1 protein-coding gene is annotated in these 15,681 nt (G+C 75.4%); it reads left to right on the top strand.

The features are described 5' to 3' along the window. Positions 1–137 precede the first annotated feature (137 nt). Complete coding sequence (locus ACIP64_RS37635; RefSeq protein ID WP_401596284.1) at positions 138–15,644, top strand: type I polyketide synthase; 15,507 nt, start codon at positions 138–140, stop codon at positions 15,642–15,644. The last annotated feature ends 37 nt before the right edge of the window (positions 15,645–15,681 follow it).

Genomic DNA, 15,681 nt, shown 5'->3' with positions numbered 1-15,681 from the left:
GCCGAATCGTGAGCTGAATATTCTGACCGCTGGCCAGCCGATTTGATCACCAAAGCGGCTGCTGCGTACCAGATGCGATTCCCGGATTTCCGATAATTTTCTGACGGCGCCTGCTGCAAAATAGGTGGTTGCGTTAAATGGCGAATGAAGAGACGCTGCGGGACTACCTGAAGCTGGTGACGGCGGATCTGCATCAGACGCGTCAGCGGCTGCGGGACGCCGAGGCGAAGAGCCAGGAGCCGATCGCCATTGTGGGCATGGCGTGCCGCTACCCCGGCGGCGCGACGTCGCCCGAGGACCTGTGGCGGATCGCCGCCGAGGGCGTCGACGCGATCTCCGGGTTCCCCGCGGACCGCGGCTGGGACCTGGAGGCGGTGTTCCACCCGGACCCCGACCACCTGGGCACCAGCTACGCCGACCAGGGCGGCTTCGTCTCCGACATTGCCCGCTTCGACCCGTCGCTCTTCGGGATCTCGCCGCGTGAGGCGCTGGCGATGGACCCCCAGCAGCGGCTGCTGCTGGAGACGTCGTGGGAGGCGTTCGAGCGGGCCGGCATCGACCCGACGTCGATGCGCGGCAAGCAGGTCGGCGTGTTCGTCGGCACCAGCAACCACGACTACCTGGCGGCGCTGCTCAGTTCGTCCGAGAACATCGAGGGCTACATCGGCATCGGCAACGCGGCGAGCGTCGCGTCCGGCCGGCTCTCTTACACCTTCGGCCTGGAGGGGCCGGCGCTGACGGTCGACACCGCCTGCTCGTCCTCGCTGGTCGCCCTGCACCTGGCCGTCCAGGCGCTGCGCAACGGCGAGTGCACGCTCGCGCTCGCGGGCGGCGCCACGCTCATGTCCGCCCCCGGCACCTTCGTCGACTACAGCAAGCAGCGGGGCCTCGCCGACGACGGCCGCTGCAAGGCGTTCTCCCCGGAGGCCGACGGCTTCAGCCTCTCCGAAGGCGTCGGCGTGCTCCTGGTGGAGCGGCTGTCCGACGCCCGCCGCAAGGGGCACCCCGTCCTCGCCGTGGTCCGCGGCTCGGCCGTGAACCAGGACGGCGCCAGCAACGGCCTCACCGCTCCCAACGGCCCGTCCCAGCAGCGTGTCATCCTTCAGGCGCTCTCCAACGCCCGGCTCACCCCTGACGAGGTCGACGCCGTCGAGGCGCACGGCACCGGCACCAGCCTCGGCGACCCCATCGAGGCGCAGGCCCTGCTCGCCACTTACGGCCAGGACCGCCCCGACGGCGAGCCGCTGTGGGTCGGCTCGCTCAAGACGAACATCGGCCACGCCCAGGCCGCCGCCGGTGTGGCGGGTGTCATCAAGAGCGTGATGGCGATGCGGCACGGCGTGCTGCCGCGCCTGCTCCACCTGACCGAGCCGACGCCCCACGTGGACTGGGAGGCGGGCGAGGTGTCGCTGCTCGCCGAGGCGCGCCCGTGGCCCGAGGGCGACCGGCCGCGCCGCATCGGCGTCTCGTCCTTCGGTATGAGCGGCACCAACGCGCACGTCATCCTGGAGAGCGCCGAGACCGCGTCCGACCCGGCGGAGGCGGCGGAACCCGCCGATCACACCGGTCAGTCGACCGCGCCGGCTGTCCTGCCCGTCGTCCTGTCCGGCCGGACCGAGGCCGTCCTGCGCGCGCAGGCCGCCGCGCTGCACGCCCACGTCACCGCCCACCCGGACCTCCGCGTCGGCGACGTCGCGTACTCGCAGGCGCTCACCCGCGCCGCCCTCGACCGCCGGGCCGCGGTCGTCGCCGACGACCGCGACGGACTGCTCGCCGGACTCGCCGCACTGGCCGGGGCGGACACCTCCGCCGACGTGGTCGAGGGGAGCGCCGGCGAGGGCAAGCTCGCCTTCCTCTTCACCGGCCAGGGCAGCCAGCGGCTCGGCATGGGCCGGGAGCTGTACGAGACGTACCCGGCGTTCGCGCAGGCGCTGGACGCGGTGTGCGCGCACATGGACGCACACCTCGACAGGCCGCTGAAGGACGTGCTGTTCGGCGACGACGCGGACCTCCTCGACCGCACCGAATGGACCCAGCCGGCGCTGTTCGCCGTCGAGGTGGCCCTGTTCCGGCTCGTCGAGTCCTGGGGCATCCGGCCGGACTACCTGGCCGGGCACTCGATCGGCGAGATCGCCGCCGCGCATGCGGCCGGGGTGTTCTCGCTGGAGGACGCGTGCACGCTGGTCGCGGCCCGCGGCCGGCTGATGCAGGCGCTGCCCACCGGCGGCGTGATGATCGCGCTGGAGGCGTCGGAGGACGAGGTCCTGCCGCTGCTCACCGACCGCGTGAGCATCGCCGCCGTCAACGGCCCCCGGTCGGTGGTCATCGCCGGTGACGAGGACGCGGCCGCCCGCATCGTCGACCGGTTCGAGGGCCGCAAGTCCAAGCGGCTGACGGTCAGCCATGCCTTCCACTCGCCCCACATGGACGGCATGCTCGAAGCGTTCCGCCACGTGGTGGCCGGGCTGTCGTTCCACGCGCCCGGCATCGCGGTCGTCTCCAACCTCACCGGCGACCTGGCCGGCGAGGACATGGCCTCCGCCGACTACTGGGTGCGCCACGTCCGCGAAGCCGTCCGCTTCCTCGACGGCATCCGTCGGCTGGAGAGCCGCGAGGTCACCACGTACCTCGAACTGGGCCCCGGAGGAGTCCTCTCGGCCCTGGGCCAGGAGTGCCGGACCGTCACCGGGCACCGGGCCGCGGCCTTCCTGCCCGCGCTGCGCACCGGCCGCTCCGAGGCCCGGTCGCTGGTGGCGGCCGTCGCCGGCGCCCACGCGCGCGGGCAGTCCCCGGACTGGACCGCGCTGTTCGCCGGCACCGGCGCCCGGCGCGTCGACCTGCCCACCTACGCCTTCCAGCGCGAGGCGTACTGGCCGCGCGACGCCTTCTCCTACCTGACCGAACTCCCCGAGGACGGCCGGCCCTCCGCCACCGACGCCAGGTTCTGGGAGGTCGTCGACAGCGAGGACCTGGCCGCGCTCGCCGACACCCTCGGCATCGACGGCGACCAGCCGCTCAGCGCCGTGCTGCCCGCCCTGTCCGCCTGGCACCGCCGCCACCGCGACAGCGACCGGATCGACCGGTGGCGCTACCGCGTCCAGTGGAAGCCGCTGACCGACCTGCCGCCCGGACGGCTCACCGGGCAGTGGCTGCTCGTGCTGCCGACCGCGCACGAGGACGACCCGTGGGCGCGCGCCGCCCGCGAGATCCTGACCGCGCGCGGCGCCACCGTGCGCACGCTCGTTCTCGACCCGGCCGCCGACGACCGTACGGCCGTCGCCCGGCGCCTCGAGGAGGACGGCACCGCGCCGGGCGAGTTCGCCGGCGTCCTGTCCCTCCTCGCCCTCGACGAGCGGCCGCACCCCGAGGACCCGGCCCTGCCCGCCGGCCTCGCCGCCACCGCCGCCCTCGTCCAGGCGCTCGGCGACGCCGGAGCCGAGGCGCCGCTGTGGAACGCCACCCGGGGCGCGGTCTCCACCGGCCGCTCCGACCGCCTCGCCAGCACCGCCCAGGCCGCGGTCTGGGGCCTCGGCCGCACCGCCGCACTCGAACTGCCCGGCCGCTGGGGCGGCCTGGTCGACCTGCCGCAGACGCCCGACGACCGCGCCGCCGGCAGGCTCGCCGACATCCTCGGCGCCCCCGGCACCGAGGACCACCTCGCCGTGCGCTCCACCGGGGTCCTCGTCCGCAGGCTCGTCAGGGCCACCCGCCAGGAGCGCCCCGCCGCCGAGTGGACGACCACCGGCACCGCGCTGGTCACCGGCGGCACGGGAGCCCTCGGCCGGCATGTGGCACGCCTGCTCGCCCGCGCGGGTGCCGGCCACCTCCTGCTCGTAAGCCGCCGCGGCGCGGACGCCGAGGGCACCGGCGAACTTGCCGCAGAACTGGGCGCCCTGGGCGCCGAGGTCACCTTCGCCGCGTGCGACGTCGCCGACCGCGAGGCGGTCGCCGCCCTGCTCGCGGGCATCCCCGCCGAGCACCCCCTGACCACCGTCGTCCACGCCGCAGGCGTCCTCGACGACGGAGTCCTGGACGCCATGACGCCGCGCCGCCTCGCGGACGTCCTGCGGCCCAAGGCGTACGCCGCGCAGGTCCTGCACGAGCTGACGCGCGACCTCGACCTGTCCGCGTTCGTGCTGTTCTCCTCCGTGGCCTCCACCTTCGGCGCGGCGGGCCAGGCCAACTACGCGGCCGCCAATGCCCACTTGGACGCCCTCGCCGAGCAGCGGAGCGCCGACGGACTGCCCGCCACCGTGCTCGCCTGGGGCGCCTGGGCCGAGGGCGGCATGGCCACCGGCGAACTCGTCACCGAGCGGCTGCGCCTCGCGGGCCTGCCGGCGCTCCCGCCCGACCTCGCCGTCGCGGCGCTGCGCTCGGCGCTCGCGCTGGACGAGACCTCCGCCGTCGTCGCCGACATCGACTGGCAGCTGCTCGCCCCCGGGCTCGCCTCCGTGCGTCCCTGCCCGCTGATCGCCGACCTCCCCGAGGCCGCGCAGGCGCTCGCCGCCGCGCCCGGGACGGCCGCCGACCCCGCGGGCGACAGCGACACGTTCGCCCACCGGCTGGCCGACGCCCCGGAAGGCGAACGCGACGCCCTCGCCCTGGAGTTCGTCCGTGCCCAGGTCGCGGCCGTCCTCGGCCACGCCGGACCGGAGTCCGTCGACCCCGGCACCGTCTTCCGGGACCTCGGCTTCGACTCGCTCACGGCCGTGGAGATCCGCAACCGCCTCGCCGCCCGCACCGGCCTGCGGCTGCCCGCCACGCTGATCTTCGACTACCCCAACTCCCACACCCTCGCGGACTTCCTCCGCGGCGAGGTGCTCGGCGGCCAGGTCACGGACGCGGCCCGCCGCGCCCGCGTCACCGCCGCCCCGGCCACCGACGACGACCCCATCGCCATCGTCGCGATGAGCTGCCGCTTCCCCGGCGGCGTCCGCAGCCCCGAGGACCTGTGGCAGCTCCTCGCCGGCGGCCGCGACGCCATCACCGGCTTCCCCGCCGACCGCGGCTGGGACCTCGACGGGCTCTACGACCCCGAGGCCGCCGGCGACACCAGCTACGTCCGCGAGGGCGGGTTCCTCCAGGACGCGGCTGACTTCGACCCCGCGTTCTTCGGGATCTCGCCGCGTGAGGCGCTGGCGATGGACCCGCAGCAGCGGCTGCTGCTGGAGACATCCTGGGAGGCCTTCGAGCGCGCCGGCATCGACCCCACGACCGTCCGCGGCGAGCAGATCGGCGTCTTCACCGGCACCAACGGCCAGGACTACCTGAACGTCATCCTGGCCGCCCCCGGCGGCGCCGAGGGCTTCATCGGCACCGGCAACACCGCGAGCGTCGTCTCCGGCCGCATCTCGTACGTCCTCGGGCTGGAGGGCCCGGCGGTGACCGTCGACACCGCCTGCTCCTCGTCACTGGTCGCCCTGCACTGGGCGATGCAGGCGCTGCGCGCCGGCGAGTGCTCCATGGCCCTGGCGGGCGGCGTCACCGTGATGTCCACGCCCGCCTCCTTCATCGACTTCAGCCGTCAGCGGGGCCTGGCCGAGGACGGCCGGATCAAGGCCTTCGCGGCCGGGGCCGACGGCACGGGCTGGGGCGAGGGCGTCGGCATGCTGCTCGTCGAGCGCCTGTCGGACGCGCGGCGCAACGGCCACCCGGTGCTCGCGCTCGTCCGCGGCTCGGCCGTGAACCAGGACGGCGCCAGCAACGGCCTCACCGCGCCCAACGGCCCGTCCCAGCAGCGGGTGATCCGCCAGGCCCTGGCGAGCGCCGGTCTGGCGGCCGGCGACGTGGACGCCGTCGAGGCGCACGGCACCGGCACCACGCTCGGCGACCCCATAGAGGCCCAGGCCCTGCTCGCCACCTACGGCCAGGACCGGTCGCCCGAACAGCCCCTGTTCCTGGGGTCCGTCAAGTCCAACCTCGGGCACACGCAGGCCGCGGCCGGTGTCGCGGGCATCATGAAGATGGTGCTCGCCATGGAGCACGGCGTGCTCCCCGCGACCCTGCACGTGGACGCGCCCACCCCGCACGTCGACTGGACGACCGGCGACATCACCCTGCTCACCGAGGCCCGGCAGTGGCCCGAGACCGGGCGGCCCAAGCGGGCCGGTGTCTCCTCCTTCGGTATCAGCGGCACCAACGCCCACACGATCGTCGAACAGGCCCCGGACGCCGCTGAGTCGGCGGCTCCCGCGGCGTACCTCGCCGGCCCCGTGCCGTGGGTGCTCTCCGCCAGGACCGACGACGCCCTGCGCGACCAGGCACGCCTCCTGCACTCCCGCGCCGAGGCCGACCCCGCTCTGCGCCCGGAGGACCTGGGGTTCTCCCTCGCCACCGGCCGCACCGCCTTCGAACGGCGCGGCGCGGTCGTCGCCGCCGACGCCGCCGGACTGCTGGCCGGGCTCGCCGCACTCGCGGAGGGCCGGTCGGCCGCACAGGTGCTGACGGGCTCCCCGGCGGGCGGCAGATCGGCGTTCCTGTTCACGGGCCAGGGAAGCCAGCGGCTCGGCATGGGCCGGGAGCTGTACGCGACGTACCCGGTGTTCGCGGACGCGCTCGACGCGGTGTGCGCGCACATCGACACGCACCTCGAAGTGCCCCTGAAGGACGTGCTGTTCGGCGACGACGCGGACCTCCTCGACCGCACGGAGTTCACGCAGCCGGCGCTGTTCGCCGTCGAGGTGGCGCTGTTCCGGCTGCTGGAGTCGTGGGGCGTGCGGGCGGACTTCGTGTCGGGCCACTCCATCGGTGAGATCGCCGCCGCGCACGTGGCGGGGGTGCTGTCGCTGGAGGACGCGTGCACGGTGGTCGCCGCTCGCGGGCGGTTGATGCAGGCGCTGCCGGGCGGCGGTGTGATGATCGCCGTGCAGGCTTCGGAGGACGAGGTTCTGCCGCTGCTGACCGAGCGCGTGAGCATCGCGGCCGTCAATGGCCCCCAGGCGGTGGTGATCGCTGGTGACGAGGATGCCGCTGTCGGGATCGTGGATTCCCTCGGGGACCGGAAGTCCAAGCGTCTGACGGTCAGTCACGCGTTCCACTCGCCGCACATGGACGGCATGCTCGACGCCTTCCGCGAGGTGGTGTCCGGGCTCTCCTTCGAAGCCCCGCGCATCCCCGTGGTCTCCCATCTCACCGGCGCCCAGGTCACCGACGAGATGGCCACGCCCGACTTCTGGGTGCGGCACGTCCGCGACGCCGTACGCTTCCTTGACGGTGTCCGTGCGCTGGAGGCCGCGGGCGTCACCACGTACCTCGAACTCGGCCCCGACGGCGTGCTGTCCGCGATGGCCCAGGAGTGCCTGACCGGCGGGAACGCGACCTTCGCCCCGGTGCTGCGCTCCTCGCGCCCCGAGGCCGAGACCGCCGTCGCGGCGCTGACGCAGGCATACGTGCGAGGCGTGGCGGTGGACTGGGCCGCGTACTTCGCCGGGACCGGCGCGCGCCGCGTCGACCTGCCCACCTACGCCTTCCAGCGGCAGCGCTACTGGCCGGCCCTGCCCTCCCTCTACCTCGGCGACGTCGAGGCGATCGGCCTCGACGACACCGCGCACCCGCTGCTGACCGCCGGGGTCGCCCTGCCGGAGTCCGACGGGATGGTGTTCGCCGGACGGCTCGCCCTGTCCACCCACCCCTGGCTGGGCGACCACGCCATCCTCGGCAGCGTCCTGCTGCCCGGTACGGCCTTCGTCGAGCTCGCGATCCGTGCCGGCGACCAGCTCGGCTGCGACTACCTGGAGGAACTGACCCTCGAAGCGCCGCTGGTGCTCCCCGTGACCGGCGGCGTCCAACTGCGGCTGTGGGTCGGCGCCCCCGACCAGACCGGACGCCGTCCGCTCGCCCTGCACTCGCGCCCCGAGGGTGCCGCCGCGGAGGAGCCGTGGACCCGGCACGCCGCCGGTGTGCTCTGCGAGGGGGGCCGGCCGCCGGCCGGCGGCGGCCTCGCCGAGTGGCCCCCGGCCGGTGCCCGAGCGCTGGACCTGGACGGCCGGTACGACGGCCTCGCCGCCATCGGCTTCGCCTACGGCCCCACCTTCCGCGGCCTGCGGGCCGCCTGGCAGCGCGGCCAGGAGATCTTCGCCGAGGTACGGCTGCCCGAGGGCGTCGAGGAGGAGGCCCGCCGCTTCGGGCTGCACCCGGCCCTGCTCGACGCCGCGCTGCACGCCATCGGCCTCGGCGGCATCGGCGCCGACGACGGCCAGGGACGCCTGCCGTTCGCCTGGACCGGGGTGTCCCTGCACGCGGGCGGTGCCGCCGCGCTGCGCGTACACCTGACCCCGGCCGGGGCCGAAGGCGTCCGGCTGGAGATCGCGGACGCCTCCGGCGCGCCCGTCGCGGCCGTCGAGTCCCTGGGGCTGCGTCCGGTGACCGCCGACCAGCTGGCGGCGCGGCCCGCCTACCACGAGTCCGTCTTCCGCCCCCTCTGGACGGAACTGCCGGGCCTGACCGCCCCCGTGGACGGCTCCCCGGTCCGCTGGGCCGCCCTCGGCGACGAGGCCCGCGCCCTGCTCGCCGGTACGGACGCCGACGTCCACGCCGACCTCGCGGCGCTGATCGCGGCCGTCGACGCCGGGGCGGCCGTCCCCGACGAGGTCGTCACCGTCCTCGCCGCCCACCCGGGGACCGTTCCCGCGCCGGTCGTGCACGAGGCCGCGCACGAGGCGCTCCAACTCGCCCGGACCTGGCTCGCGGACGACCGCTTCGCCGCCTCCCGCCTGGTGGTCGTGACCCGGGGCGCGATGGCCACCGACACGGCCGGCGTGGACGACCTGGCCGCGGCGACCGTGTGGGGCCTGCTGCGCTCCGCGCAGACCGAGAACCCGGGCCGGATCGCCCTCGTCGACATCGACGCCGACGGCCACGACCGCACCGGTCGGGCCCTGCGGGCGGCCCTCGCCGGCGACGAGGAGCGGTTCGCCCTGCGCGGCGACACGGTGCTCGTGCCGCGCCTGGCACGCGTCGAGAACCGCACGACCCCTACGACAGCCACAACCGCTCAGGACGACGACGCCCGCGACCGCGGTCCCGCCTTCGGGCCCGACGGCACGGTGCTCGTCACCGGCGCCACCGGCGCGCTCGGCGGCCTCGTCGCCCGGCACCTGGCCGACCGGTACGGCGTGCGGCGGCTGCTGCTCGTCGGCAGGCGCGGCGCGGAGGCGCCCGGCGCCGCCGCGCTCGTCGCGGACCTCGCCGCCTCCGGCGCCGAGGCGACCTGGGCCGCGTGCGACGTCGCCGACCGGGACGCGCTCGCCGCCGTCCTCGCCGCAGTGCCCGCCGAGCACCCGCTGACCGGCGTCGTGCACACCGCCGGCGTCCTCGACGACGGCGTCGTCTCCTCGCTGACCCCGCAGCGGCTCTCCGCCGTCCTGCGCCCGAAGGTCGACGCCGCCCTCCACCTCCACGAGCTCACCCAGGGCGCGGACCTGACCGCGTTCGTGCTCTTCTCGTCCACCTCCGGGCTCTTCGGTGGCCCCGGGCAGGCCAACTACGCCGCCGCCAACGCCTTCCTCGACGCCCTCGCCGAGCACCGCCGGGCCCGCGGACTGCCCGCGACCTCGACGGCCTGGGGTCTGTGGGACGTCGCCGACGGCATGGCCGGGTCCCTCGCCGCCACCGACGTCAACCGGATGCGCCGCGCCGGTCTGCCGCCGCTGACCGCCGCCGACGGCCTGGAGCTGTTCGACACCGCGCTCACCCTGCCCGAGCCGTCCGTCGCCCTGATGCGGGTGGACGCCGAGGCGCTGCGCGTGCTGGCGGCGGCCGGAACGCTCGCGCCGCTGCTGCGCGGCCTCGTCCGCGGCACGGCCCGGCGCACCGTCGACGCCTCCGCCGCCACCGGCGCGGCCCAGACCGAACTGCGGGCACGGCTCTCCGCGCTGCCCGCGGCCGAGCGGGACCGCGCCGTGCTCGACCTCGTCCGCACCGAGGTCGCCGCGACCCTGGGACACGCGGGTGCCGCGTCCGTCGAGCCGGGCCGCGCCTTCAAGGAACTGGGCTTCGACTCGCTGACCGCGGTCGAGTTCCGCAACCGGCTGGCCGCCGCGACCGCGCTGCGCCTGCCCGCGACGCTGATCTTCGACTACCCCGACCCGACCGTCCTCGCCCGCCATCTGCGCGGCGAACTGACCGGTGACACGCCCGCGGCGGCCGAGGCCGCCCCGGCGCCCGCGGCCGCCGACGACGAGCCGATCGCCATCGTGGCGATGAGCTGCCGCTACCCCGGAGGCGTCCGCAGCCCCGAGGACCTGTGGGAGCTCCTGACGGCCGGCGCGGACGGCATCACGCCCCTGCCGCGCAACCGCGGCTGGGACACCGAGGCGCTGTACGACCCCGACCCCGAGAGCCGCGGCACGAGCTACGCCCGCGGCGGCGGCTTCCTGCACGACGCCGCCGAGTTCGACGCCCACTTCTTCGGCATCTCGCCGCGCGAGGCGCTGGCCATGGACCCGCAGCAGCGCCTGCTCCTGGAGACCACGTGGGAGGTCTTCGAACGGGCCGGGATCGCGCCGTCCTCCGTACGAGGCAGCCGCACCGGCGTCTTCGCCGGCGTGATGTACCACGACTACGGCGCGCGCCTGCACGCCGTGCCCGAGGGCGTCGAGGGCTACCTCGGCACCGGCAGTTCCAGCAGCGTCGTGTCGGGCCGCGTCTCGTACACCTTCGGCCTGGAGGGTCCCGCGGTCACCGTCGACACCGCGTGCTCCTCCTCGCTGGTCGCCCTGCACCTGGCGGCGCAGGCCCTGCGGCGCGGCGAGTGCTCGCTGGCCCTGGCGGGCGGCGTGACCGTGATGTTCACGCCGGGTACGTTCATCGAGTTCAGCCGCCAGCGGGGCCTGGCCGCCGACGGCCGCTGCAAGTCGTTCGCGGCCGCCGCCGACGGCACCGGCTGGGGCGAGGGCGCCGGCATGCTCCTGCTGGAACGCCTCTCCGACGCCCGCCGCAACGGCCACCCGGTCCTGGCGGTCGTGCGCGGCTCCGCCGTCAACCAGGACGGCGCCAGCAACGGCCTGACCGCGCCCAACGGCCCCTCGCAGCAGCGCGTCATCCGCGCCGCCCTCGCGGGCGCCGGTGTGGCCGCGAAGGACGTCGACGTCGTGGAGGCGCACGGCACCGGCACCACGCTCGGTGACCCCATCGAGGCGCAGGCCCTGCTCGCCACCTACGGTCAGGAGCACACCGGCGACCGCCCGCTGCTGCTCGGGTCGGTGAAGTCCAACCTCGGTCACACGCAGGCCGCCGCCGGTGTCGCGGGCGTCATCAAGATGGTGCTGGCGATGCGGCACGGCGTCGTACCGAAGACCCTCCACGTGGACGAGCCCACCCCGCACGTCGACTGGTCGTCGGGCGCGGTGTCCCTGCTCACCGAGCAGACCGCCTGGCCCGAGACCGGCCGCCCGCGGCGGGCCGGCGTGTCGTCCTTCGGCATCAGCGGCACCAACGCGCACGCCATCATCGAGCAGGCCCCCGAACCCGCCCCCGCCCCCGAGGCGGAGGCCGAGGACGGCCTCGTCCCGGTGCTCGTGTCGGCACGCGGCGAGGAGGCGCTGCGCGCCCAGGCCCGCCGCCTGTACACGCACCTGCGCGACGAACCCGCCCAGGGCGCGGGCGACATCGCCTACTCCCTGGCCGCGACCCGCTCCGCGCTGGAACAGCGCGCCGCGCTCGTCGCCGCGGACCGCGACGGCCTCCTGCGCGGCCTGGACGCCCTCGCCCGCGGCGAGGACACCGCCGGACTGCTGCGCGGCACCGCCCGCACGGGCGGCACGGCCTTCCTCTTCACCGGCCAAGGCAGCCAGCGGCCCGGCATGGGCAGCGAGCTGTACGCGACGCACCCGGTGTTCGCGGCAGCCCTGGACGAGGTCTGCGCGGAACTCGACCGGCACCTCGACCGCCCGCTCAAGGACGTCCTGTTCGCCGCCGACGCGGACCCGCTCGACCGCACCGGCTGGACCCAGCCCGCGCTCTTCGCCGTCGAGGTCGCGCTGTTCCGCCTCGTCGAATCGCTCGGTCTGAAGCCGGACTTCGTCGCCGGCCACTCCGTCGGCGAGATCGTGGCCGCCCACGTCGCGGGCGTGCTGTCCCTCCAGGACGCCGCCGAACTGGTCGCCGCCCGGGGCCGCCTGATGCAGGCGCTGCCCGCCGGGGGCGTGATGATCGCACTGCAGGCCTCGGAGGACGAGGTCCTGCCGCTGCTCACCGACCGGGTGAGCATCGCCGCCGTCAACGGGCCGCGGTCCGTGGTGATCGCCGGTGACGAGGACGCGGCGGTCGCGATCGCGGAGTCGTTCCCGGATCGCAAGTCCAAGCGCCTGAGCGTCAGTCACGCCTTCCACTCCCCGCACATGGACGGCATGCTGGCGGACTTCCGCAAGCTCGCCGAGGGCCTGGTCTACGACGCCCCCCGCATCCCGGTCGTCTCGAACCTCACCGGGGCCGTCGTCACCGACGAGATGGGCTCCGCGGACTTCTGGGTGCGGCACGTCCGCGAGGCCGTCCGCTTCCTCGACGGCGTCCGCGCCCTGGAAGCGGCCGGCGTCACCACCTACCTCGAACTCGGCCCCGACGGCGCGCTGTCCGCGATGGCCCAGGACTGCCTCACCGGCGACACCGGCGACGAGGCGGTCTTCGCCCCCGTCCTGCGCCACGACCGGCCCGAGGCCGAGACCCTCGTCACGGCCGTCGCCCGCGCCCACGTCCACGGCGCGACCGTCGACTGGGAGGCGTACTTCGCGGGCACCGGTGCCCGGCGCGTCGCCCTTCCCACCTACGCCTTCCAGCGCAAGCGCTACTGGCTCGACGTGGGCCTCGGCGCCGAGGACGTCCTGGCCGCCGGCCTCGGCACCGCCGACCACCCGCTGCTCGGCGCCGCCGTCGAACTGCCCGCCTCCGACGGGCTCGTCCTCACCGGGCGCCTGTCGCTTGCCGCGTACCCGTGGCTGGCCGAGCACACGGTCATGGACACCGTCCTGCTGCCCGGTTCGGCCTTCGTGGAACTGGCCCTGCGCGCCGGAAGCGAGTGCGGTTGCGGCACGCTGGAGGAACTCACCGTCGAGGCACCGCTCGTCCTCCCCGAACAGGGAGCCGTCCAGCTGCAGGTGGCGGTGGAGGCAGCCGACGACGAGGGCCGGCGCAGCCTGACCCTCTACGCCCGGCGGGCCGACGAGGACTCCGACACGCCCTGGACCCGGCACGCCGCCGGAATCCTCGCGTCCACCGCCGCCGCCGCGGACGCACCGGACCTGGCCGCGTGGCCGCCGCCCGGCGCGGAGCCCGTCCCCACCGAGGCGTTCTACCCGGCCGCTGCCGCCGCCGGACTCGGCTACGGCCCGGTGTTCCAGGGCCTGCGGGCCGTCTGGCGGCGCGGTGACGAGACGTTCGCGGAGATCGCCCTCGGCGAGGAGCACACCACCGACGCCGCCGAGTACGGCATCCACCCCGCGCTGCTCGACGCGGCCCTGCACGCCATCGGCCTGCGCGAGACCGCCGACAGCGAGGGGGAAGGCGCCCGGCTGCCCTTCGCCTGGACCGGCGTACGCCTGCACGCGGTCGGCGCCGCCGCCGTCCGCGTCCGCCTGACCTCCGCGGAGTCCGGGGGAGTGGCCCTGTACCTGGCGGACCTGTCCGGCGCGCCGGTCGCCTCCGTCGACTCCCTCGTCCTGCGGCCCGTCACCGCGGGGCAGATCGGCGAGGACCGGGCCGCCCACCACGAGTCGCTGTTCGGCGTGGAATGGACCAGGCTGCCCCTCCCGGCCGCCGTGATCCCCTCCGGCGAGCGCTGGACCGTCCTCGGCGAGGACGCCAACGCCCTGCGCGTCGGCGGCGAGTCCCTGAAGACCCACCCCGGACTTCCCGCGCTGCGCGCCGCGCTCGCGGCAGGCGCCCCGGCGCCGGACGTCGTCCTCGTACCGCTGACGGCCACGGACGACGGCACGCCCGCGGCGGGCGCACGCACGGCTGCCCACCACGCCCTCGCCCTGGTCAAGGACTGGCTCGCCGAGGAGCGGCTGGACGGCGCACGGCTCGTCCTCGTCACCCGCGGCGCGGTCGCCGCCGACGACAGCGAGCACGTCACCGACCTCGCCCACACCGCCGTCTGGGGTCTGGTGCGCTCCGCGCAGTCCGAGAACCCCGGGCGCTTCGTGCTGGTCGACACCGACGGCACCGACGCGTCCCTGGCGGCCCTGCCCGCCGCGCTCACCACCGACGAACCCCAGTTCGCCCTGCGGGCGGGCGAGGCCCACGCGTTCCGGCTGCGCCGCATCGCCCGCGACGCCGCCGAGGCCTCGGCTCGCGCCTTCGACCCCGACGGGACGGTGCTGGTCACCGGAGCGACCGGCACCCTGGGCGGCCTGATGGCCCGTCACCTCGCCACGGAGCGCGGTGCGCGGCACCTGCTGCTGCTCAGCCGACGCGGCTCCGACGCGCCCGGTGCCGCCGAACTCACCGCCGACATCGTCGCGTCGGGCGCTACGGTGACGTGGGCGGCGTGCGACGCCGCGGACCGTGACGCGCTGGCGGAGGTGCTGGCGGCCGTACCCGCCGGGCGTCCGCTGACCGCCGTCGTCCACACCGCCGGAGTCCTCGACGACGGCATCATCGACTCCCTCACCCCGCAGCGCCTCGACACCGTCCTGCGTCCCAAGGCCGACGCCGCGTGGAACCTCCACGAGCTGACCGCCGACGGCGCGGTGACCGCCTTCGTCCTCTTCTCGTCCGTCGCCGGCTCCTTCGGGGCGCCCGGCCAGGGCAACTACGCCGCCGCCAACGCCTTCCTGGACGCCCTCGCCCAGCACCGGCGCGCCCACGGCCTGCCCGCCACCTCCCTCGCCTGGGGCCTGTGGGCCACCGAAGGCGGCATGGCGGGAGCCCTGGAGGACACCGACCTCAGCAGGATGGCCCGCTCCGGCGTCCTCGGACTCGCCCCCGACGAGGGACTGTCCCTCTTCGACACCTCCACCGCCCTCGACGACGCCGTCCTCGTGCCCATGCGCGTCGACCTGGCGGCCCTGCGCTCCCAGGCCGCCGACGGCACCCTGCCGCCGCTGCTGCGCTCCCTGGTCCGCACCCCGGCCCGCCGTGCCGCCGGCACCGGAAGCACCGCCGGGACCCGCCCCGGCGCCGCTGCCACCGGGTCCCTGGAGGCACGCCTCGCCGGACTCACCGCCGACGAACGCGACCAGCTGCTCACGGACCTGGTCCGCACCCAGGTCGCCGCGGTCCTCGGCCACGGCGGCGCGGACGACGTGGACGCCGCCCGGGGCTTCCTCGACCTGGGCTTCGACTCCCTCACGGCGGTCGACCTGCGCAACCGGCTCACCGCGCACGCGGGACTCCGGCTGCCGGTCACCCTCATCTTCGACTACCCGTCCCCGGCAGCCCTCGCCCGCTACCTCGGCGAGCGGCTCGGCCACGACGACCAGGCACGCCCGCCCGTCCACGCGGAACTCGACCGGCTCGAAGCGGTCCTCGCGGCGGTCGGCCCCGACGACATCGAACGCGCCGGCATCACGTCCCGGCTGCGAGACCTTCTGGCGAAGTGGAACGGAACGCACAGTGCGCAGGACAGCGCCGCCGAGGAGCGGCAGATCCAGTCCGCGACCGCCGAGGAGATCTTCGACCTCCTCGACGACGAACTGGGGCTGTCCTGAACCGCCCCGCGCCGGCCGGCTCCCCGACACGACCCGG

It is taken from the genome of Streptomyces sp. NPDC088733 (assembly GCF_044751185.1).
Taxonomy (GTDB): Bacteria; Actinomycetota; Actinomycetes; order Streptomycetales; family Streptomycetaceae; genus Actinacidiphila.
Note: the sequence above shows the minus strand (reverse complement) of the source record. Positions and strands in the feature narration are given on the sequence as shown.

What these genes read in the sequence shown, in the direction of transcription:
- ACIP64_RS37635 (WP_401596284.1), top strand. Translation starts at nt 138, where the DNA reads ATGGCGAATGAAGAGACGCTGCGGGACTACCTGAAGCTGGTGACGGCG.